The sequence below is a fragment of the Niallia circulans NBRC 13626 genome (genome assembly GCF_001591585.1).
GTDB classification, from domain to species: Bacteria; Bacillota; Bacilli; order Bacillales; family Cytobacillaceae; genus Niallia; species Niallia circulans.
In genome coordinates, this window is record NZ_BCVE01000001.1 from 105308 (window position 1) to 128033 (window position 22726).

Annotated in this window: 23 protein-coding genes and 1 other annotated feature; of the genes, 4 read left to right on the forward strand and 19 right to left on the reverse strand. The window is 35.8% G+C overall.

Translation table 11 applies throughout. The annotated features are described in order from the left end of the window. Positions 1–37: 37 nt before the first annotated feature. Both BCI01S_RS00660 and BCI01S_RS00665 read left to right on the forward strand, forming a co-directional pair. Positions 38–1984, forward strand: a complete 1947-nt coding sequence (locus BCI01S_RS00660; protein ID WP_061796160.1) for a sucrose-specific PTS transporter subunit IIBC — start codon at positions 38–40, stop codon at positions 1982–1984. A 73-nt stretch (positions 1985–2057) separates the two neighbouring features. After that, positions 2058–4256 (forward strand): alpha-galactosidase, encoded by a 2199-nt coding sequence (locus BCI01S_RS00665; RefSeq protein WP_061796164.1) that lies wholly within the window; start codon positions 2058–2060, stop codon positions 4254–4256. A gap of 225 nt (positions 4257–4481) precedes the next feature. On the opposite strand, the gene BCI01S_RS00670 is transcribed toward BCI01S_RS00665, so the two are convergent. Beyond that, positions 4482–5378 (reverse strand): LysR family transcriptional regulator, encoded by an 897-nt coding sequence (locus BCI01S_RS00670; RefSeq protein ID WP_047940659.1) that lies wholly within the window; start codon positions 5376–5378, stop codon positions 4482–4484. Positions 5379–5491: 113 nt separating this feature from the next. Between BCI01S_RS00670 and BCI01S_RS00675 the strand changes: the two genes are divergently transcribed. Continuing rightward, the gene (locus tag BCI01S_RS00675; protein ID WP_082809982.1) at positions 5492–6382 is read left to right on the forward strand and encodes a sulfite exporter TauE/SafE family protein; all 891 of its coding nucleotides are present in this window, start codon (positions 5492–5494) and stop codon (positions 6380–6382) included. A gap of 422 nt (positions 6383–6804) precedes the next feature. Here the strand turns inward: BCI01S_RS00675 and BCI01S_RS00680 are convergent, their stop codons facing one another. The 4 genes from BCI01S_RS00680 to BCI01S_RS00695 form a co-directional block, all read right to left on the reverse strand. After that, a complete protein-coding gene (locus BCI01S_RS00680) occupies positions 6805–7467 on the reverse strand; it encodes a DUF975 family protein (RefSeq protein ID WP_047940658.1) in 663 nt (220 codons plus the stop codon). A 304-nt stretch (positions 7468–7771) separates the two neighbouring features. Further along, positions 7772–9082: a UDP-N-acetylglucosamine 1-carboxyvinyltransferase gene (gene murA, locus BCI01S_RS00685; RefSeq protein WP_047940657.1), complete on the reverse strand. Its 1311-nt coding sequence runs from the start codon at positions 9080–9082 to the stop codon at positions 7772–7774. A gap of 27 nt (positions 9083–9109) precedes the next feature. Further along, positions 9110–9925 (reverse strand): DeoR/GlpR family DNA-binding transcription regulator, encoded by an 816-nt coding sequence (locus tag BCI01S_RS00690; protein ID WP_235844416.1) that lies wholly within the window; start codon positions 9923–9925, stop codon positions 9110–9112. A gap of 167 nt (positions 9926–10092) precedes the next feature. After that, the gene (locus tag BCI01S_RS00695; protein WP_047940656.1) at positions 10093–10692 is read right to left on the reverse strand and encodes a DJ-1/PfpI family protein; all 600 of its coding nucleotides are present in this window, start codon (positions 10690–10692) and stop codon (positions 10093–10095) included. 151 nt (positions 10693–10843) lie between these two features. On the opposite strand from BCI01S_RS00695, the gene BCI01S_RS00700 reads away from it, so the two are divergent. Beyond that, positions 10844–11908 carry a DmpA family aminopeptidase gene (locus BCI01S_RS00700; RefSeq protein WP_047940655.1) on the forward strand — a complete coding sequence of 355 codons (1065 nt, stop codon included), beginning with the start codon at positions 10844–10846 and terminating at the stop codon, positions 11906–11908. Positions 11909–11949: 41 nt separating this feature from the next. Here the strand turns inward: BCI01S_RS00700 and BCI01S_RS00705 are convergent, their stop codons facing one another. The 14 genes from BCI01S_RS00705 to BCI01S_RS00765 form a co-directional block, all read right to left on the reverse strand. Further along, positions 11950–12516, reverse strand: coding sequence for a nitroreductase family protein (locus BCI01S_RS00705; RefSeq protein ID WP_047940654.1), 567 nt, complete (start codon positions 12514–12516; stop codon positions 11950–11952). 93 nt (positions 12517–12609) lie between these two features. Next, complete coding sequence (locus BCI01S_RS00710) at positions 12610–13227, reverse strand: NUDIX hydrolase (RefSeq protein WP_061796170.1); 618 nt, start codon at positions 13225–13227, stop codon at positions 12610–12612. A gap of 52 nt (positions 13228–13279) precedes the next feature. After that, positions 13280–14440 (reverse strand): ABC transporter permease, encoded by a 1161-nt coding sequence (locus BCI01S_RS00715; RefSeq protein ID WP_061796175.1) that lies wholly within the window; start codon positions 14438–14440, stop codon positions 13280–13282. After that, the gene (locus tag BCI01S_RS00720) at positions 14433–15146 is read right to left on the reverse strand and encodes an ABC transporter ATP-binding protein (RefSeq protein WP_061796179.1); all 714 of its coding nucleotides are present in this window, start codon (positions 15144–15146) and stop codon (positions 14433–14435) included. The genes BCI01S_RS00715 and BCI01S_RS00720 overlap by 8 nt, the downstream gene beginning before the upstream one ends. Positions 15147–15347: 201 nt before the next feature. Further along, positions 15348–16379 carry a glyceraldehyde-3-phosphate dehydrogenase gene (locus BCI01S_RS00725; RefSeq protein WP_061796185.1) on the reverse strand — a complete coding sequence of 344 codons (1032 nt, stop codon included), beginning with the start codon at positions 16377–16379 and terminating at the stop codon, positions 15348–15350. 126 nt (positions 16380–16505) lie between these two features. Continuing rightward, on the reverse strand, positions 16506–17312 hold the full coding sequence (locus BCI01S_RS00730) for a PP2C family serine/threonine-protein phosphatase (RefSeq protein WP_061796188.1): 807 nt from the start codon (positions 17310–17312) through the stop codon (positions 16506–16508). Further along, positions 17312–17773, reverse strand: coding sequence for an HIT family protein (locus BCI01S_RS00735; protein WP_061796193.1), 462 nt, complete (start codon positions 17771–17773; stop codon positions 17312–17314). The genes BCI01S_RS00730 and BCI01S_RS00735 overlap by 1 nt, the downstream gene beginning before the upstream one ends. Positions 17774–17818: 45 nt before the next feature. Then, positions 17819–18031, reverse strand: a binding site (T-box leader). A gap of 60 nt (positions 18032–18091) precedes the next feature. Then, on the reverse strand, positions 18092–18610 hold the full coding sequence (locus BCI01S_RS00740; RefSeq protein WP_061796535.1) for a P-loop NTPase family protein: 519 nt from the start codon (positions 18608–18610) through the stop codon (positions 18092–18094). A 47-nt stretch (positions 18611–18657) separates the two neighbouring features. Beyond that, a complete protein-coding gene (locus BCI01S_RS00745; RefSeq protein WP_053215577.1) occupies positions 18658–19302 on the reverse strand; it encodes a histidine phosphatase family protein in 645 nt (214 codons plus the stop codon). A gap of 21 nt (positions 19303–19323) precedes the next feature. After that, positions 19324–20055 carry a class I SAM-dependent DNA methyltransferase gene (locus BCI01S_RS00750; RefSeq protein WP_061796196.1) on the reverse strand — a complete coding sequence of 244 codons (732 nt, stop codon included), beginning with the start codon at positions 20053–20055 and terminating at the stop codon, positions 19324–19326. Between the two features lie 11 nt (positions 20056–20066). Further along, positions 20067–20354: a GDSL-type esterase/lipase family protein gene (locus BCI01S_RS26110; RefSeq protein WP_328004410.1), complete on the reverse strand. Its 288-nt coding sequence runs from the start codon at positions 20352–20354 to the stop codon at positions 20067–20069. After that, on the reverse strand, positions 20342–20560 hold the full coding sequence (locus tag BCI01S_RS26115; RefSeq protein WP_268874775.1) for an SGNH/GDSL hydrolase family protein: 219 nt from the start codon (positions 20558–20560) through the stop codon (positions 20342–20344). The genes BCI01S_RS26110 and BCI01S_RS26115 overlap by 13 nt, the downstream gene beginning before the upstream one ends. Positions 20561–20781: 221 nt before the next feature. After that, positions 20782–21846, reverse strand: a complete 1065-nt coding sequence (locus BCI01S_RS00760) for an AbrB family transcriptional regulator (RefSeq protein ID WP_082809984.1) — start codon at positions 21844–21846, stop codon at positions 20782–20784. Positions 21847–21922: 76 nt separating this feature from the next. Next, a complete protein-coding gene (locus BCI01S_RS00765; RefSeq protein WP_047940644.1) occupies positions 21923–22699 on the reverse strand; it encodes a YybI family spore inner coat protein in 777 nt (258 codons plus the stop codon). Positions 22700–22726 lie beyond the last annotated feature (27 nt).

The window sequence follows — 22726 nt, forward strand, 5'->3', positions numbered from 1 at the left end:
AGGTTTTGAAAGCGATTTAATAGAAAGGGGAATTCACATGAAACACAGAGAAGTAGCTGAACGTGTAGCCAAAGCGTTGGGTGAAGATAACTTAATTGCTGCTACACACTGTGCAACTAGATTAAGACTTGTTGTAAAAGAAACAAAAAAGATTGACCAAACAGCTTTAGATGATGATCCAGATTTAAAAGGAACATTTGAAGCGAATGGTCAATTCCAAATTATCGTTGGTCCTGGTGACGTAAATGAAGTGTATAAAGAATTAATCACCATCACAGGCATTGGTGAAGCAACAAAAGCTGATTTAAAAGAAGTAACGGCACAAAAGGAAACGAATCCTGTCATGAAATTAGTAAAGCTCTTATCCGATATCTTCGTTCCGCTAATTCCAGCTTTAGTTGCAGGCGGGCTGCTAATGGCCTTAAATAATGTCTTAACAGGAGAAGGTTTATTCGGGCCAAAATCTATTGTTGAAATGGTCCCCGGTATTAAAGGTTTTGCAGAAATCGTCAACTTAATGGCCTCTGCACCATTTGCCTTCTTACCAATTTTAATTGGTTTTTCTGCAACAAAACGTTTTGGCGGAAATCCTTATCTAGGAGCAGCAGCAGGGATGATGCTTGTTATGCCTGAACTGGTAAATGGCTATGGGGTAGCAGAAGCTGTTGCTACAGGGCAGATGCCACATTGGGATGTATTCGGCTTACATATCGCTCAAGCCGGCTATCAAGGCCAAGTATTACCCGTGATTGGAGTAGCTTGGATTTTGGCAACACTTGAAAAGTTCTTCCATAAGCATTTAAACAATGCAGTTGATTTTACATTCACACCATTGTTTTCCGTAATTATTACTGGTTTTGTCACATTTGCATTTGTTGGGCCATTATTACGAGGTGTTTCCAATCAATTAACAGATGGATTACTCTGGTTAATTAATACACTTGGTGGAGTTGGTTATGGTTTATTTGGATTGGGATATTCTGCAGTTGTATTAACAGGATTGCATCAATCCTTCCCAGCAATAGAGACACAATTGCTAGCGGATATTGCAAAAACAGGAGGAAGCTTTCTATTTCCAATCGCATCAGCTGCAAACGTAGCACAAGGAGCAGCATGTTTAGCGATCTTCTTCTTATCAAAAAACCAAAAGCAAAAGGGATTAGCGTCCTCAGCTTCTTTCTCAGCAATGTTAGGAATAACAGAGCCAGCATTATTTGGGGTTAATTTAAAACTTAAATTCCCGTTTTTTATCGGCCTTGTTGCAGCAGGTATAGGAGCAGCATTTATGGGATTCACTGGAGTGCGTAATGTATCTTTAGGTCCTGCAGGAATAATTGGCTTTATCGCTATCAGCCCAAAAGCAATTCCCATGTTTATGATTGGAGTTGTTATTAGTTTTGTGCTCGCTTTTGCAGCTACAATGCTTTATGGACGAAAAAAATTGAATGTTCCATCTTCTAATTCTCAAGGTACTGAAACATCTGAAACAGATACTACGATTAATAGAAAAAGAGCATTTAGTGAAGAGATTACGGCACCAGTTGAGGGGAAAGCGGTTGATTTAACGAGTGTAAATGATCCTGTTTTCGCTTCTGGTACAATGGGAAAAGGAATTGCCATTATTCCGCGTTTTGGAAAAATTTATGCTCCAATCGATGGAGTTGTGACAGTTACTAGTAATTCTAACCATGCATATGGAATTCAATCAGAGAAAGGTGCAGAAATTCTTCTGCATATCGGGATAGATACAGTAAAAATGGCAGGGGATGGGTTTAAAACCTATATAAAGCAAGGTCAAAAGTTGAAAAAAGGAGACTTGCTAGGAGAATTTGATATGGCGAAAATCAAAGAAGCAGGGTTTGATTCTACCGTGATGATGATTGTCACAAATTCTTTTGAATATTTAGAGATTAATAGTATTAAGGATTCAGATATTAAGGTAGGAGATAAAGCTTTAACCTTAATACAATCAGAAAGCAAATAATGTTCGATCCTTAATATTTAATGAGTGAAATAGACTGGTATAGATAGAAAAACGTATGCAAGGAGGTACTTCATTGCCTATATTTCTTGAAAAGGATGGCAAGACACTTCATTTACAAAACAAGCAAATAAGTTATGTCCTCTCCATAGAAAAAGATAAATATGTCTGCCATCGATATTGGGGAAGAAGACTAGAAAGTTTTAATGGAAGCACTCAGCTTCAAATGATAGATCGCGGCTTTGCCACTAATCCGTTTCCTGAAGAGAGAGTGTTTAGCTTAAACGCACTACCTCTGGAAACAAGTACACAACAAAGCGGTGATCATCGAATCGCGAATTATACAATACGTTCGCATACCAATCAAACACGCACTGATTTTATTTTTAAGAAATTTGATATCCTATCCGGGAAACAGCCACTGAAAGGTTTACCTACATTAGAAGGAGAGGATACTACTGTTACGACATTAATTATTACTTTATATGATGATATTCAGCAGCTGGAAATGAAGCTTTACTATCATCTTTATGAACAACTGCCGGTTATAACAAGACATGTGGCTTTTCTTAATCACGGGCAACAAGATGTATTCCTTGATAATGCCGGAAGTCTTCAAGTAGATATCGCGGCAGCTACTTTTGATTTATTAACTCTTTACGGATCTCATACAAATGAAGCAAACATAAGTAGAAGGAAATTGCAAAATGGAATTCAAAAAATAGAAAGTACTCGTGGTGTAAGCAGTCCACAGCATCAACCGTTTTTAGCACTTTTAAATCCAAATACAGATGAATTCAGCGGAGAAGTACGTGCATTTCATCTCATTTATAGCGGGAATTTCCAAGCACAAGTCGAAGTAGAACAATATGGTTCAGCACGTGTACAACTTGGCATAAATACGGAAGGTTTTTCATGGAAGCTTTCACCTGGGGGCAGCTTTGATACCCCAGAAGCTGTGATGGTTTATTCTAATCATGGGTTAAATGAGATGAGTCATACTTTCCATACACTTTATCAACAGTATCTTTGCCCTAAGTCATTTCGAAATCAAGAGCGGCCAATTGTATTAAATACGTGGGAAGCTAATTATTTTGATATCTCAGAAGAAAAAAGTGAGAAATTAGCGGAGGCTGCAGCACAAATAGGCATAGAAATGTTTGTATTAGATGATGGCTGGTTTGGAAAACGAAATGACGATACTTCCTCCCTTGGTGATTGGATGGAGAATAAAGATAAACTGCCAAACGGGATAGCTGGTTTAGCCGAGACGGTGAAAAATAAAGGAATGAAGTTTGGTTTATGGTTCGAACCAGAAATGATTTCCCCAAATAGTGAGCTATTTAAAGCGCACCCTGATTGGGTTATCCATACCCATGGATATAAGCCCTTAGAAGGAAGAAGACAGTTAGTCCTAGATTTATCTAATCCAGAAGTACAAGAGTTTTTAATAAATGTATTATCGAAATATTTAATAACAGGCAAAATCGATTATATTAAATGGGATATGAACCGACATTTAACCGATATTGGCAGTACCGCTTTTCCTAAAGATCAGCAGGGGGAGATTAGTCATCGATATATACTAGGTTTATATCGAATCCTCGATACATTAGTAAAGCAATTTCCGAATGTACTATTTGAAAATTGCTCAAGCGGAGGGGGCAGATTTGACCCTGGAATGATGCATTATATGGCCCAGACTTGGACAAGCGATAATACAGATGCGTTATGCAGGACAAAAATTCAATATGGATATAGTTTACTTTTTCCTCCGATTATGATGGGAGCACATGTTTCTAGCGTGCCTAACCATCAGGTGGGAAGGATCACTTCACTTGAAACAAGGGGAAGGGTTGCAATGAGTGGCAATCTTGGATACGAGTTAGATTTAACAGAAGCAGCGGAAGAGGAACTACGAGAAATAGAAAACCAAATTTCTTTTTATAAACAGCAGAGAAAGCTTTTTCAGTTCGGAAAATTTTATCGATTGAAAGCGCCAGGAGAATATTTCGAAAGTGCTTGGATGTTTAAAAATGAAAAAGAAGCGATAATTGTTTATTTTAACGGGATAGCACGGCCTGCTGTGCCAGTTAACTATCTCTCTGTTTATTATCTGGAAGATCTTGCAATCTATAAGGATTTAGCAACCGGAAGACTATATTCAGGCAGTGAGCTTAACTATGCAGGAGTGACCATTCCACGTGTGAAGGAAGATTACAAAACATTGATTTATCACTTTGAGAAAGTAGAACCGCAAACTAAGAAGACATGAATAGAGAGGGGGGATAAATAAGGATTAAAATATCGAATAACCACTAATTTTCTATTTATTAATGATATATATTTCTATCTAGATTCCTAAGGAATTAGCAGAGCTGGTGAGATTCCAATGATGAGATTAAAAAGAGGAATCTCACCACTCGTTCCTTGGAAAGCAAAAAGTATTCAAGCAAAAGCTAAAATACTTAACCTCATCAAACATCTAAAAATGCCAATTTTAGTTCGTATAATCCATATTGTTTAGTGCATGCAGTAATTGATTAACGAGAGGGGAAAGCTCTACGTTTTCATTGCGTCTACAAAGGAATATTGGCCGTTTAATTTCAACTCCTTTCACCTTAACCACACCTACTTCCTTACGAAGCACATGTTCCTTAACTGCAAGAGAAGGAGCTAACATGACTCCATAACCAGCAATAACTGAATGAATAGATTCGTTTAAGCCGTGAAATTGCAATCCAACAGGAGGGTGGTTCACACCATGAATTTTACACAAAGAATATAACATGTCTCTTGTTGAGCTTCCGTTTTCTCTTACTAAAAATGGCTCTTGAACCAACTGTGAAAATGAAATTTCTTTGCCAGCAAATTTATGCTTTCGCGGAACGATGAACCAAAAATCAACATCCATTATGTGTGTGAGATGCAATTCTGGTTGCTCCCACCGTTCTTTTACAACAAGAGCTAAATCTACTTTATAGCGGAGTAATTTCTCAATCGCTTCGTTTGAGTTACCACTATATAACTCTATAAGGAGTAAAGGATTATCTATTTTCAATTTTGCTAATAGAGAAGGTAATAAAAAATTAGCCGGTAAATATGTGGATGCTATTTTGATATTATCTAGTATTCCAGCTTTCAGTTGGTTTATTTTCCCCTCAATATCTCTTTCTAAATCAAATAAACGTTCCCCTTGCTTATATAAAAATTCTCCTTCCTTTGTTAATTTAATTCCTCTTCCCGCAGACTCAATTAATGTCAATCCTGTTTCTTTTTCTAAATTTCGGATTTGCATAGTTACAGCAGGCTGACTAATAGAAAGAACTCTTGCTGCATCTGTAACACTTTTTGCAGAGGCAACAGTGATAAATATACGAAGAGCATGAAGGTTCACTAATCTTCACTCCTATAAATAATATTTATACATCCTTAAGAAATATATATTAGACTTATCTATTATAATTATATAACCTTTTTATTAGAAATGGTAAAAAGGAGCCTATAATCATGAACTTACCGATGATCAAAGAAGAAAGCAAACTACAACAGAAACAAATAACACGACAAAAAATCTTTTTCTGTATTATTCTAATCATGCTAGTATCAATCGGACTAGCAACAGCATTTTTAGGAAGAAGAGAGGGGAATTATCAACTATTCACATTAATGTTAATTGGTCTAGGAGCTTCCTTTATTGGAACATTAGCAGGAGGGGGTGGCTTAATTACCGTTCCTGGTATGATGTTAACAGGTATTCCCATTCAAACAAGTATTGCTACTAATAAGTTTTCCTCAGGAATTGCGGCACTTTCTAGTGTTTTCTATTTAATAAGAAACAAACAGCTAAGTGTCCACTTTCTATTAATTACTATCCTAATCGCTGTTTTAGGTGGAATAGGGGGAACACTAGTAACTACAAATATACAGGAAGAAACGATGAATATCATTGCGTTTGCATTACTTTGTTTTGCCTTAATAGTAACAATAAAAAATAAACAATGGACTGCTACTATACAACAAGATAAAAAGCAAAAACAACAAAAAACAACAAAGAAAAGATTATACATCCCTTTCCTTATTGCAGCATATGATGGGGGATTTGGACCAGGATCCGCCACATTTAGTATTTTATTTTATTTAAAAAGTAATTTCACCTATATAAAAGCTGTGCAAATGACAAGAGTTATTATTCTTGGCAGCTGTACAGGAGGATTTATTATTTATTATCAGAACGGTTTTATTAATTGGTATTATGCCATTTGTATGGCAGTTGGTTCTATTATTGGATCACAGATTGGATTACTCGTATTGCCTAAAGTTTCTCAAAAAGCAGCAAAAACTCTTTTGGTGGTTATTATAAGTGCATTGATGCTGCAAATGATCGTTAAAATAATTTAGTTGTATTAGCATAATTGGTAATAGTTGAAAAGAAATAGTGGATTAAAAATTTCAGCAATTTTTTATAAAACTAAAGAATAGAATTGGAGGTTATAATGACTTTTTATTCTAGTTTACATAATATATATTATACACAGCAATTAAAAATTCAGCAAATCATATCTCATTACAAAGTATACTCTAGATAGTGAGACAAAATAAAAAAATTCCTTATCATTATCTATCACAATCTATTGTTAACTAACTGTATCGTATCTTTATGGACACTTGAATTTAATTGCTTAATAATTTTAAAATTATTATTAGTTTTTTATATGCTCAATATAATTTTTCATTGAAGAAAACTTCAAAAATTAAATTCAGCTTCCATCAAAAAACCAGAAAACACAAGGTTGAATGGTGTTTTCTGGTCTATAAAAAAATTAAATGGTTTCTTTCTCATTGTCAGCAATCAAATTCTGATAAAATGTGGCATTAGATGTATATATATATGGTGCCAACCATAGAAAACCGATTCCTAATGTGAATAAACATAAAATGCCCCATCCTATAAAGCTTAAATTTAATAAAAAGTACTTTCCTTTATAGCCTTTCATTCTTCGTCTGCTTTCCGTAATTGCTTCGAAAACTGAATACTCTGGATGATCTTTTAAAAGCATAAAAGTTTGTGAATATGCTAGTGCTTTAATAATACCAGGAATTAATAATAATAAGGACCATAAAAAAGTAAAAATACCAATCATAATAGACGTTCCAATTAGTTTAAGCATTGTTTTTACGTCTGTATATATGGTGAAAACTTGAGAAATCTCTGTGTTTTTTTCTCTTACAATGTCAAGATAAAACCATACAATCGATATAGATAAAGGAATTAATAGAAGGCTAATAATAGTATTTAGTATCGTCGCCTGCGGGGGTGCATAATCTTGATAAATCCAATTCATAAATCCGCCGCTCGCGTATATTTCAATCGACAGATTAACACCTGCACTTAAAATAAAATATAGGAATGTGAGTCCAACTGCCTTCCCCCATTCTCCTTTCAAATATTCTCTTGCTTCACGCTTAATTGCTGAAATTTTCAATATATATCCTCCTTTAATAGACTATCTTTCTAATTATAACTTTTTTTGTAATAGAAAGAATTAAGTGATAAATATGGTGAAATAAAATTTCTAAATTTCTTATTTCCCCCTATCTATACGAATATCCCATAGAAAAGTTTCTACTGTTTTCATATTTTAAAAAGAATTAAGTGCCTTGATGCTGCAGATTGAAATATACAGGCTAAATCATTCATAAAAAACCAAAGATGTCTATACAAAGACCCCTTTGGTTTTTTGGTCAGTTAATTCTTCCTATTTATCTATCAAAATAGGAAGAAATCTATTATCTCATTATTTTTTCAAATTCTTGCATCATTAATAGATCATTTGTAATTTCATCTGAATGATGTAAAGAGACTTTCGCCCCAAGGCTGTTAAAAGCCGCTACTGCCTCATCATATCCTCTTTCAATATGTTCAATTCCCGTAATTGTTGTCGTCCCTTCTGCAACTACTCCAGCTAACATTAGACAAATACCTGCACGGACATCTGAAGCATGAACTAATGCCCCGTGTAAAGCAGACTTTCCTTTAATATGGGCAATCCCATTTGATACTTCAATAGCTGCACCCATTTTGTTTAATTGGTATACATGATTAAATCGGTTCGGATAAACTGTTTCTCGAAGTATACTTTTCCCTTGTGCTTGTGTTAACAAAACGGTTAATGGCTGCTGCAAATCCGTTGGAAATCCAGGAAACATAGCAGTTCTTACCCTCGACGCTTTTAATCTACCATCTAGAAATGACGTAATATTATTTTCTTTTATTTCCAAACCGACACCGATTTCTTCCAGTTTCGTGAGACAAGATGTAAGATGTTCTGGGATAATATCGTTTACAGTGATCGTTCCACCTGTAATCCCGGATGAAATAAGAAAAGCTCCAGCAATTAGCCTGTCGGGAATTACGGTATAGCTGCATCCATTCAAGTTTTTAACACCTTTAATTTTGATTGTATCCGTACCAGCACCTATAATTCTCGCACCCATTTTATTTAAAAACAATGCAGTATCTGTTACTTCAGGATCTCTGGCAGCATTTAATAAAATCGTTTCTCCCTCAGCTAATACTGCTGCTATCATGCTATTAATAGTCGCACCAGATGTAATCGTATCAAAATAGATAGTTGCCCCTTTTAATTTTTGAGCCTCCACCACATAATAATCTTCATAAAATGTAAAAGTTGCCCCCATTTTCTCGAATGCCTTAATATGCTGATCAATGGGTCTGCTTACAAAATCATCCCCGCCTGGATAGCCAAGTGATACTTTTCCGAATTTAGCAAGTAATGCTCCAATGAAATAATAAGCTGTTCTAAACTTCCTTGACTTTTCAGGTTCAATTATCGGGTTATCTATTTTAGTAGGGTCAATATAAACATCCCCGCGGCTATCTCGCTCCATGATACATCCTATTTCTTCTCCGATTTGACGAAGTACTTTAAAATCAGCAATGTTTGGGATGTTCTTTAATGTTACAGGCTCACTAGCTAAGCATGCAGCAGCTAGAATTGCCAAAGAACTATTTTTCGAACCAGGTACTGATAAGGATCCTTCCAGTTTAGAAGGTCCTTCTATATTCATCCATCTCATTTTAATCTCCTATTCCAATCTATCTAATCAACGTAAATCAGCAAATTTTATTTTTAGTTGTTTCTTTTTCATTTCATCAATCGTTTTTTGTGGTGCACCAACATCTGTGAGAAGGATATCAATTCCTTCGATTGGTACGGATTGCATAAACATTTCATGACCAATTTTTTCATGCGGTGCTAAACAGACCACTTTTTGTGCAACGCTGGCAACTGTCTGAGCAAATGCAGCTGCTTCAGGAGTAGAGGTACTTATACCTTTAGCATTAATTCCTCCTCCAGTTAAAAAACAAATATCCAAGGAAAATTTGCGCATCATTTCCATTGCAATACAATCAATTATACTACTTGATGAAGATCCTCTTAATTTCCCTCCGATTAAATAAGAAGCTATATTTTCTTTCATTCTAACAAGATCGGCAATTTTCAATGAATTTGTAACGATTGTATAAGGGAAATCAGTTGGCAAATATTTTACCATTCCATAATGTATACCTGCTCCTCCAATAAAAACAGTATCATTTTCTTTAATATAAGAGGCTGCTAATTTGGAGATAGCATTTTCATGCGGGGCAGCCGTTCCATATCGAATAGCTGATGGCTGCGGCATTGTTCTTACTTTAGGTATTGCTTCAGAAAGAATGGCGCCACCATATGTTTTTTGCAGCACTCCTTGTTCTTCCATAATTGTTAAGTCTCTTCTAATGGAATCAAGAGACATCTCAAATTTACTTGCTAAATCTTTAGCAATAACTTTCCCATCTCTTGAAATTATCTCTAAAATTAATTTTCTTCTTTCCTCCGCTAGCATACTGTTCCCTTTCCCATCAAAATCTAAATTCATCTTATTCCGTTTCATTAACTTTTGTCAAATGTTTTTTTCATTTTTCTTCCGTTTTATTCCGTATTATGCCTTTTTCACCCTATCGAAACATATGTTCTATTATTAATCTTTTCCTAATTTCTTTATTTTTCGTTTCATAAAAAACTACAGTGTAAGCACAGCAGTTTTTATGAAAGCTCCACATCATATTCCATTCTTTTTGCTGTTTCTTTCGCTATTTTCACACCTGCTAAACGTTTGACAAGATGAAAGGACATATTAATGCCTGCCGAGATGCCACCTGATGTAATAATGCGCCCTTCATCGACAAACTTCACCTTCTTTACCACATTGACTTGTGGGTATTCCTCCTCAAGCCTAGTAAGGCTCGCCCAATGTGTTGTCGCGTTCAATCCATCAAGCAGCCCTGCTTCAGCAAGCAATAACGCTCCCGTACAGACAGAAGCCATCCATTGAACCTCTTCCATTTGTTCCTTAATCCAATTAATCACCGTTTTATTATGTACTTCTCGTTCTCTTGCACCTAGTCCCCCTGGGATGATTAAAAGATCGAACTTGGGCATCGTTTGGAAACTATAATCCGGATATACCTTTAATCCATTTCTCGCTCGAATCATTTGTCCCGTTTCCGAAATAGTCTGCACTATAAACGGTTTAGACCCATCCTCTCTTGTTGTAACAGAAAACACTTCAAACGGGCCAGCAAAATCTAATACCTCCACATCATTAAATAAAAATATCCCTATTTTCCATTGGTCGGTTTGCATTTTATCTCTCCTTCGTTAAAGCTATATTCTAGCTAGTTACTTATTATTATACTTAAGAATTTCATCATAGAGAGATAAATTATCTTAAACTTGATTAACTGACTGATTTTTGAAAAAATAAAAGGATAAAAAGGAGAGGCGGTTATTTAAAGTGAATGGACAAAAGAGGCTGCGAGATTATGGAATAATAATTGGAAAATTAGAAACAGGTAAAAGAAATGCCATTACAGATGTAGAAGGTGTCACAGTTGGCCATACTACATTAAATAATAAAGACACTCAGACTGGTGTTACCGCAATAATCCCCCACCAAGGCAATATATTTAAAGAAAAGGTAATCGCTGCAAGCCATGTAATTAATGGGTTTGGCAAAACAATGGGTTTAATGCAAATAACAGAATTAGGAACGATTGAAACACCTATTCTTTTAACCAATACATTAAGTATCGGTGTGACAGCTGATGCATTAATTGAATATATGCTAGAACATAACGAGGATATTGGTAGAACAACAGGTACTGTTAATCCCATTGTGTGTGAGTGTAACGATATGTTTCTTAATGATGTGAGAGCAAGAAAGATTACGAAAGACCATGTTTTCGGGGCAATCGCTAATGCTTCTGCGGAATTTGATGAAGGATCAGTTGGTGCTGGCCGCGGCATGCTATGCTATTCTTTAAAAGGTGGAATTGGAACCTCTTCCCGCATAATACATATGGAGCATGGTAGCTATACAATAGGAGTACTGGCACTGACCAACTTTGGTACTCTGAGTGATCTAGTGATAGCGGGGAATCCAATTGGACAACAGCTCAAAAAACAGCTTACACAGACAAATAAAGATAAGGACAAGGGCTCTGTTATCATCATCGTAGCTACTGATCTTCCCGTTTCGGAAAGACAATTAAATCGAATAATTAAGCGCGCAGTAACAGGATTATCACGAACAGGTTCGATTATCACAACAGGAAGTGGTGAAGTAGTCATTGGTTTTTCTACAGCAACAAAAATACCACACGAAAATCCTTATTCCAGCGTCCCCATCTCAGCCATTCATGAAGAGGATATCGATGTTGCATTTAGAGCTGTTGGAGAAGCTACAGAGGAAGCAGTGCTAAATTCCTTGATAACCGCAACCCATGTAATTGGTCGAGATGGGAATGAACGGCCAGCCCTTAAAGATTTATTAAGAGAATACAACATTCATTTACTTTAGAAAAAAACAGACGCCTGTATGATACAAAGCGTCTGTTTTCCTTATTTATATTTACCTTGCAAAATCGATTCCTCTAACGGACGGCGGCTAGACGGAATTTCTCTTGCTTGAAAATCTTCCGGCAACGCTTCTTTTTCCCCTTGATAACCAATGGCAATAGTTACTTGAATATCAAATTCTTCTGGGATGTTTAATACTTCACGAGCTTTTGCTTTATCAAATCCACCAATAGCATGTGTTTTTAAACCTTCTTTTATAGCCTGCAAGGATAAGAATCCCCATGCAGTTCCGCTGTCAAAAGCATTCATCCCATTTTGTTTATCCGAAATAAGCACTGCTAATACCGGTGCATTTTTACACCACTCTAAATTTCTTTCAAAAATAAAAGAATGGAATAATGATCGTTCCTCTGCTGTTCGAGCAACAATAAAACGCCATGGCTGCAAATTATTTGCAGAAGGCGCCCAGCGAGCCGCCTCAAATAGGCGCATTAAGACTTCTTCAGAAACTTCTTTATCTAAAAAAGAACGGGGTGACCAACGATTTAAAAAAATAGGATCAATCTCGTGGTCTGCTTGACGAAATGTATGTATTTCATTTTCCTTCATAAGTATCCACCCTCAAAAGTTATTTCATTTCTATTCCATTTTAATGATAAAAAAATGACAATTCAACTAATTGATTCTAAAGAATAGAAAGAATCAATCAAAATAAACAGGCTCCAACGGATTAGCCATATGTTTAAAGGCTAGTAATATTTGTGATTCTGTATTTCTTGGAATGGATAAAGGCGGAAGATCATCTTTTGCAAAGAAACCGACAGAGCTAGTTTCTACTCCTTCCTGCGCCTCTCCTCCTACAATCTCACACTGAATGAACATTTTATATACATGGTATGGAGATGGAGGATGCGGGTGGCATTTCTTATCCATAACCGCAATTAATTTTACAGCTTTCACCTCAAATCCTGATTCTTCTTGTACTTCTTTTACTGCGACTTCAGCTGGAGTTAAGCCAATATCGCCCCAGCCTCCTGGCAAGGCCCAGGAGTTATCTGTCTTCTCTTTCACCATTAGTATTTTATTATCTTGAAAAACTACTGCCCTAATATCTACTTTCGGTGTAGCATACCCTGTTTCATTTGCAAAAAGATCACGAATACATATTGTATCCACCTTGGTATATTCCGACATAATTTCTAAACTGATCTTCCTGATATCTTCAAATCTTTCCAAATCATAAGTATCCTTTGAATAGCTTAATCCGGCTTGGGCGATTGCTTGAAGTTGTTTCGCCCATTGTAACCATTTCGGTTCCATCTAATGACCTCCTTTTTTTAATAAACTGAAACACCTTACAAATTGCATAGACTTACCTTCCAATAACAAACCCAAATACACAAGTTAAAAAAAGTACCAGCACTAACGCAAGGCTTAGCATACCGCTTACAGCTTTTTTCCTTGCTGAATAATAAGCATCACTTTCCATATATTTTTTCATCAACGTATGGTAGTGGCACACTTTATTCCATAGGGTAGTAAGCCACCCATGCATGATAATAGAAAACCCTGCAAAAATAAGAATCTTTAACCATAGCGGCGGTACTATAATCATGGCGCCTGTAGTACTATTAATTAACATCAAATACCCATATAAATAACTGGAATTACGTATAACAATCTTAATAAATAATTCGATAAAGCCGTTAATTGGTGTGCGTTTTTGAAAGATCCGTTTAGAGTTTTTGAAAATACGCGGTTTCTTTCTTCTCATAATGACCGGTTTTTCTATTTCAGGAGCCGCTAAATAGATAGCCTGAACCATGCTAGTTTTACGCTCTTGCTCTAATTCAATATGGAGATCAATGGACGCGATCTTTCGTAAAGCTGTCAAACTAAAGAAGATCGACAACAAGAGAATAATTAGTGATAGTGCATATACTGGAATAGTCATTCCCATATCCACTATATGATAAATCCATTGACTAAACCAATTCAATACAAGAAACAAGAAAACCACCAGCAAGCTTTTTGCCCATATAGAACCTATTTTTCGGATATGGTACTTCCATAACATGAAGCAAGATTGTAAAGCAGTGAAATAGACAAATAAGACAAGGATTTCTGACCAATTTAACAAATAATAATGGAGTAAAAATGGTAGAAGGCATAAGAAGCCTGCTGCCAGCACCATTGTTTGAAAGAACAGAGAATAGAAATAGCTCAGCGCTTTTAACCTTCCAATTAAATGAAGCTGTTTGACTAAAAATACTTTATCAGCTTCCACAATAAGGGTTCGAATATTGCCAATCCATGCCAGAAAGTAAAGGCAGAAAAAAGGAACAATAAAAGGGATCTTATGTATCCAGACAGGCATCTCCAGCCACCAAGAACGATAGATAACACCACAGAAAACACCTAGAGGGACTAAGATATATACAATTACCGTCCAATCAGCAATCGATCGAAGTACTTTCCATTGATAGTGCCAATTGCTAATTAAACGTGAAAAAAACAACTTTCTACTATTCATTACCATGATCCTCTGCTAACAAATGAAAACAATCATACAAAGAGCCATCAGTTAACTGACATTGCTCCCTTATCTCCTCTAATGTTCCTTTTGCCACTAGCTGACCATTATGGATCATAAGAAATCGATCACAAATCTTTTCTGCTGTATCTAATACATGGGTAGACATTAATATGCCAGCACCACGGTTTTGCTCTATTTCCATCGATCCGAGAAAAAGCTTCATGGCATTGGGGTCAAGTCCCATAAACGGTTCATCAATAATATATAAGGATGGATTTGTAATCATCGCAAGTATAAGCATCGCTTTCTGCTGCATTCCCTTTGAATATTTAGTTGGGTTTTCATGCGCGTGTTCCGCTAACTTGTACATATTTAGTAACTCATTAGCCTTTTGCTTATATTCCTTTTCTTCTAGCCCCTCTACTGCTGCAACAAAATCTAGGTGTTCCCATAATGTTAATTCATCATAGAAAATAGGTCGTTCTGGTAAATAGGAATAAGTTATCCCATCTATGTAGGAAACCGTTCCTTCTAAATGTTCGATTAAACCTAATAAACTTTTGATTGTCGTACTTTTGCCAGCACCATTTGGCCCAATTAAACCAACTAATTCTCCTTTTTCAATAGTAAAATTAATTTCTCTAATAATTTCTTTCTTTTGCTCGTATCCAGCTGATTGAATCTCTACCTCTAAAAGAGACATTTACACACCCTCCCCATCACATTCTTCTTTTATACGGACAAATCTGTAAGAAAGTTTCTAAATTAGAAAAAATTTTTGGAGATTAAAAAAATCGCACTACTGGTAGAGAAGCATCATGAAGAAGGAAACAAAAAAATAGATGCAGTCAGATAATAATTACCTTCCTGCATCTATGCCATCGATTATTCGATTTACTATCTTTTACACAGCTTGACTATCCATTTTCACACGCAGTTTGCTTCCAACAAGCTTTATCAAATCAACCACTCGATTAGAATAGCCCCATTCATTATCATACCAAGCTAGTATTTTCACTTTATTTTGCCCGATGACCATTGTAGATAAAGCATCAATAGTTGCAGACTCGGTTGTTGTATTAAAATCAACAGATACTAAAGGTTCCTCTGTAATGCTTAGAATCCCTTTCAGTTTTCCGTTTGAAGCCTCTTCAAAAGCTTGATTAACAGCTTCACTCGTCACATTTTTTTCTAAATCGACGACTAAATCGACTAAAGAAACATTTTGTGTTGGCACTCTTAACGCCATTCCATGAAGTTTTCCTTCTAAATGTGGAAGGATCTGTTTTAAGGCCTTAGCTGCTCCAGTCGAAGTGGGAATAATATTTTGCCCACATGACCTTGCCCGCCGTAAATCATGATGGGGATTATCTATATTGTTTTGATCATTGGTATAGGAGTGAATCGTTGTCATTAATCCATTCTTTATCGTAAAATGTTCGTCTATAACCTTAGCAACCGGTCCTAAGCAATTGGTCGTACATGATGCATTCGAAATAACATGATGTTTATCAATATTTAATATACTATCATTCACACCTATGACGATGGTTGCATCAGCATTTACACCAGGAGCGGTAAGCACTACTTTATGCGCACCAGCTTTTAAATGCATTGCTGCTTTGTCTCTCGTGTTAAATTTCCCAGTAGCTTCTACTACGATATCGATTCCCAATTCACGCCACGGAAGTTTTTCTGGATTACGGTTATTCACTAATAGAATCTCTTGGTCATTTATAAGAATCGAATGTTCTTTAGCCACAACCTTACCTGGAAACTTCCCGTGAATTGTGTCATACTTTATTAAATGTGCTATCGTTTCAGAAGGATAACTGGCATTAATAGCAGTAATATGTATACTTTGATCATTAATAGCATTTCTAAGCACCATTCTTCCAATTCTCCCAAAGCCATTAATTGCAACTGATATTGTCATAGACTTCGCTCCTTTTTAAATATGTTATACTATTAAATTAATACTCTATAATAAGTATAACATATTTAAAATAAAATACATCTTATTTGATTAAAAATAAGATGTATTCTTATAGTGCCTTGAACTTTATCTCACTCCTTTTACAAAATCACTTGGCATCGTAGCTTCTTTGTTATTATGAACAATCCAAGATATTATCGTTGTACTGTCACGAACATTTTTCTTTTTTATTTCCTTTAATAAATAATAGACGCTCTCTTGATTGGAAAACGAATCAAAAGCTTGAAAAATGGATTCCATCCTATGATAATCCGTGTTGGGACATTCAATCAGTCCGTCAGTAGTGAGAAAGATATGTGTTTTTCCCTTTCTTAATTCTTTCACACCCTGATTATAGGAAGGTACTTCTTGATGAAAACTACTGTTTAGCCCAATCCATTCATAAAAGCTACGGTGATTTTGCTGGTATTCTCCTAATCTTGAAAGTTCTGGATGATTGAGTGCAAGTATACAGTCGCCAATTGATAACCACCATAAATAGTTTTCTTTTCGTACAACGATTAAGCACGCAGTTTCTCCTTGAATCATCATGCTTTGCTCCAGAAACTCCTTGCTTGCGAAATGGTTTAAGAAAAAGGAAGTAATTTCTTGGAATACTCTCTTTAACGGTAATTGTAGAATTGTTTTGATCTCCTCTTTCTTTGTCGCTATACTTTTTATTACTAATTCTGCACTTTGTGCTGAATCATGTGCATCCAAGAGGATGACAAGCTCCCATTCGCGTTCTATCCAAATGAAACAGCCGTCTTCATTTTTATATTGACCTGCAGAGGAGTTTCCTCCAAAGCGTCCAAGTACTAAATTATTTCTTAGATGGAGGATATTAATTTCATCTACATAATTCTTATCAGAACCTACCCATTTATATTCCATTACGCTTCCTCAAAAACTTCATTTGCTAAGTAATTTTTTATTCTTTTACATAAAGAGCTCATTTCCTCTTCGTTTGCAATCGGAGCCTCTGGCCAATCATATAACTCCGTTGGTCCCCAATATCTTTCAGGAGTATTGGGATATCTTGCAATTAGATGAAGGTGAAGATGAGGAACCGAATTTCCTGAGACGAGAGCGTAAATATGTTCCGCGTTTTCTGTTTCCTTTAATGCCTTGCTGACTCTTGAAATAATAAGTCCAAACGCCTTTGCTTCATCATTTGTCATCTCAGCAAGTGTAGGAATATGTCTTTTTAAATCGATCATAAGATGTCCTAGGTAACTGCCCTTGCCTTTTCTGTCAATATGACCAACATAAACATATTCATTTTCATAGATTGGTATTCCTGCTGTTTTAATAATCCCTTTATGTTTATCGCATATGAAACAATTGGTTTCCATTTCCCTTTCCCCCTAAAATAGTATAAAAAAATCCTATTGTCTCTTAAAAGAGACGATAGGATTTATCGTGGTACCACTCTTCTTCATTCGTTAGAAAAACGAACCTTCTTAAGCTTAATGACGAGAGCCAACCGTCTAGATATACCTTTCTACCTAACCACTCCTAGGCGAGTTGGGAAGTGATATGCGCTATCTTTCACCAAACGACAGCTCTCTCTAGCATACTTACTTCTTAATACTCCTAATCATCGTGTTTATCTTATTTAACTAATTTAAACTTTCTGTTATTTTAGGAAAAACTTCAAAAAATGTCAATCGTTATTTTCTAAATAGGTCTGACAATTCATTTTCATTTTTTATCACAAAAATTTTGTTCTGATACTGTTTGTATGTATGAAAGAAAAAAGGTTTACCTACTTGCTCGAAATGCTTATTCCATTTAAACATTTTAAAGAAAATTGTTAAGTTTGGCTGATAATGGGCCATTTCTTGACCAAGCTTCTGTTTAACGTATCGTTTTACGATACGATAGGTGCGCTTAGAATAATTGGTGTCCAAAAAAACAATGACGTCTGCTTGTTGAAAGCTGCCACTTACCCATTCCTCACTATGAACACCTTCTACAATCCATCTATCTGTTTGGGTGATGGACAGTAAATGTGCTTTCCTCTCTTCTTCCGATCTTCTAATATCTCCACTATCTGATCGTTTCCAAACAACATTATCTAATTCATAATAGGGAATTTGTAATTTCATTGATAAATCTTTTGCTAATGTTGTTTTTCCACTAGCTACAGAACCAATGATATGTATCTTATTAGGAGTAGCTTTCACTATTTCCCCACCTCCTTTATACAAGATTTTCATGAGTGTCGGGGAAGCATCTATTCAATATTTAAAGATAAAGACATCTTTCCATTATCACGGAAAGAGGGATCTGCTACTTTTTCGACCATTATTTGACTATCTTTTACGTGAATTACAGAAACGCAGCAATTATCATGGTGTGGGTAATCAGCCATATTTAGCAGAGATTTAATGAAAAATCCAATCGTAACACCATGAGAGAAAACCAAAATATTGCCGCCTGTATCTTTATGCTTAGCAATAATATCGTCAACAGCCGCTCTTGTCCGCGCTAATAATTCAGTAAAGGATTCTCCATCTTGGACTTTGCTTTCCATATCTGTAAAGGAGAAGAGTCTTTCCACTATATCTCCATGCTGTGCGATAATGTCTGTCTGCAGCATTGCTTCTAACATTCCGAAATTCATTTCTTTTAATCTTGCATCTTTTGTTAATTGAATATTTCTATTACCAATAGCAAATTTTGCCGTATCTAACACTCTCTGACTATCACTGGCATAAGCAGCCTCAAAAGGTATATCTGATAAACCAGCACCAACCGATCTTGCTTGTAAAATCCCATTTTCTGTTAAAGGAGAATCACAAAACCCTTGCATTCTCTTTTCGATATTATATTGAGTCTCTCCATGTCTGATAAAATACAGTCTCAATTCCTTCTTCATTTGAAACTCCCTTCCTTTGCTTTATTTTTCACAGGATACTATCAAGAAAAGCGGAATCCTCATTCGCCTTTCATATTCTTCTTTTTGCAGAAAATTTTCTCGTTTTGGCATTCCTTCCCGTAAGTCGGTTATTTTAAAGCCTGCTTCTTTTAACAGTCGAAAATACTCCTCTATCGTGCGATGATATTTTACTACTTCCTCGTCTATCCATCGCTCAATTCTTTCTCCCATGGAAAAGTAATCATCGACAATCCAATTCGTTCTTTTTTTCGAGGAAACGGAACTTTCAAATGTAGAAAGACATAGAGGATGCTGCACACTAAAGATAAACTTACCATTATCATTTAACTGATCATATACACCCTGAAAAATTGGCTGTAAGTCTTTAATATAGTGAAATAATAAGCGTGAGACAACGATATCCACTTTGCTATTGGTAAATTTCCAATCCTCTAGTGTAGAATGGTAAACAGAAGCAGTTGTGCCATTTAAAAGATGGGAAGCTTCATCAAACATTCTCTTTGAACCTTCTATTCCTGTATAGCATGCTGCACCTTTTTCTAACAGTTCTATACCAAAACGAGCATCTCCACAACCTAAATCAAGGACAGATTTACCGTCTACTTCCCCTAATAGCTCATACAAAATAGGGCTTTCTATACTATTGTTGGGGCTTGTTTCTCGATTTCTTCTAGCCCGATAACTTTCAAAAAATTGTTCCTTATCGTATAAAGATGAACCTGTATATGCCATATCTCCACCTACTAAATTTCATGTAATTTTTTTACAAGCAAATCTACTAAAATAGCATAACCTTCTTCCCCAAAATGAAGACCATCATTATGTATACCTTTTAGTTTCTTCTGATAATCTTCTAAAGAGAGCATTTCAGTATAAAAATCAATAAAGTATGCTCCTGTTTCATTGGCAACTTCCTTAACTGCATTTGCATACCTTGCTAAAACCTCATTTGCCCTCGCAAACTGCAACGTTTCATCGACGGGAGCTGGCGTAATCAGAATAGCTTTGTCTGGATCAATTAATTGGACGATTCTCCTCCTATTTTTTCGATAGGTGGTAAGTCAATCATCTTATGAAAGGCTGCATCATTTGCACCAAATAAAATTGTTACTAAATCAGGCTGCTTCTGGATAACATCTGCTTCAATTCTATTTAATGCATCAACCGTGTTATTCCCATTTATTCCTGCATTGATTATTTCATAATGATCGATTGTATCTGCCAGCATGGCTGTCAAAACAGGTTCGTTTCTAGTTTCTCTCCCTGCGGTAATACTATCTCCAAAGCATATTAAAACAGGTATTTTTTCTCCCTCCTTCCTATAAGAATATTCAAACCACTTGCTTCTATCCTATTTTATACTAATTATAATGATTCGTCTTTTTCTTTTCATTGATTAGGGGAAATAAAAAATTACAAGTAGCAATTAGATTATTGCACAAATTACTTCTGCTGAAATTAACCTTTTCGCTCTGCTAATCTTTTTTCTACACGCTGAAATCCCCATTTCATAATCATTGGGACACAGAATAAGATAAACAACAATCGAAATAGCTGATACGTTGTGATAATCGGCAAGTTAGCATGAACAGATTGGCCAAGTACGGCCATTTCTGCCATTCCTCCTGGAGCTAACCCAATAAAAGCAGTCAATAATGAGATATCCTGATCTACACTTACTAAAATATAGCCAAGTACTAAAGAAAAAAGGACTAGTAAGGCAGAAGTTACTGTTACCACGCTTAAAAACTTTGCTTTGTTTTCGATATTACCAAATTTAATTTGTAAACCTAGATCAATACCTATCAATGTTTGCGCCACACATGCAAGAGTTGTCGGAATTGCAGGTACATCCATCCCAGCAATCGATATAGTTGCAACAAGAAGCATCGGACCAATCATAAACGGCGCTGGAAACTTCCACTTTTTTACTATGCTTGCAATTAAATAGCAAAAGAATAAGATCAAGAAAATGATCCAATGATAGCCCGGGCTTCCATTAGTGGATGTTACCGCTGCCACTCCTTGATTGCCATACAAAATCGGACTATATACGAGGAGTGGAACGAGAATCATGACAGATAAAATTCTACTTATTTGAATAACTGTAACGACAGTGAGATCAATTCCTTTTATTTCTGAACTAATCGCCACCATTTGAGATAGTCCCCCTGGGATACTGCCGGCAACAGTTGATTTTAAATTACTATGCGTTAATCTTGAGGTTATAAAGGCGAGAAGTATACTAAAGGCAAGCATAACAACCGTCATGAAAAGCATAGAGGGGAGATGGATCCCCATTTCAATAAGTGTCTGGCTGGTAAATTGTCTTCCAATGAGGTAGCCAATAACAAGGAGTCCGATATCTCGAAATGAGAAAGGTAATTTCGGAGAGATTTTGGCAAGCCGCACATAAAGGATCGTACTGAACATGGGGCCAAGCAGCCAAGACAGGGGAAGCTGGCATACTTGAAACACCCATCCTCCAAGTACAGCGCTTAAACATAAGAAAAGTAATGACATAATTTCGATCCCTTCATAAAGAAATAAGTACTTTCATTATACTACTTATTTCTCCTTAAAATGAAGAATCTCTTGTTTATTGGTGATTCGTTCCTTTATAACTAATTTCCTTCACTTTTACTTTTTCTAATACCCATTCTTCCTTTTTCCATATCCACCAAGTTTCTAAGTAACCAATCGTATCAACTGTCGCCAGTCCACTAATTCTTTGTTTCCCTTTCATCGCCGTTTGATTGTTAAATCGTGTTACTTTTAATTCAGAGAAAGGGGATAAAATTAATTCAGTTGGTTCATTTAATCTTCCTTTATGGTAAAGACCTAGTTTCTCATAATGGTTTCTCCGATCATACAAATCGAAAATATATGTTTTTTCTTTGTTTATTTTTATTTCAGCTTTATAGGCATCTTTAAACTGACTTTCAACCGATGCCAACTCTGGTTTTTCCAATTCTATTAAATGATTGCCTTGCAGTTGAAAGAAATAAAAGTTTTTTTCTGTCCCTCTTTCATTCGCAGAAACAGTAAGTAATATTTCTTTCTGATGATCATCATTTATATCGATTATATGTAATGTAGGATCAAATCCGCCTTCCACTGTTAGAGTGGCGCCCTTATCTTTTCCTTTCGTTACCTTCAGGGAAAATTCCTTAAAGAAATTACTATTTTCAGGCTGATCGGATGCATCTCCTTTTAATTGCACAATTTCTTCCTGCTCATCATTAGTTATATCAATTTTTTCTTCCAAAATTAATTTGTTTGTTTTATCTTCTTTTTCCATTGCATATACACCAGTAATAGCAGTTAAAGTCATCAAAAAGAAAGCACATAAAGCAACAAGCATTTCCCTTCTCATGCTAAAACCTCCCTATGTCTTATTACT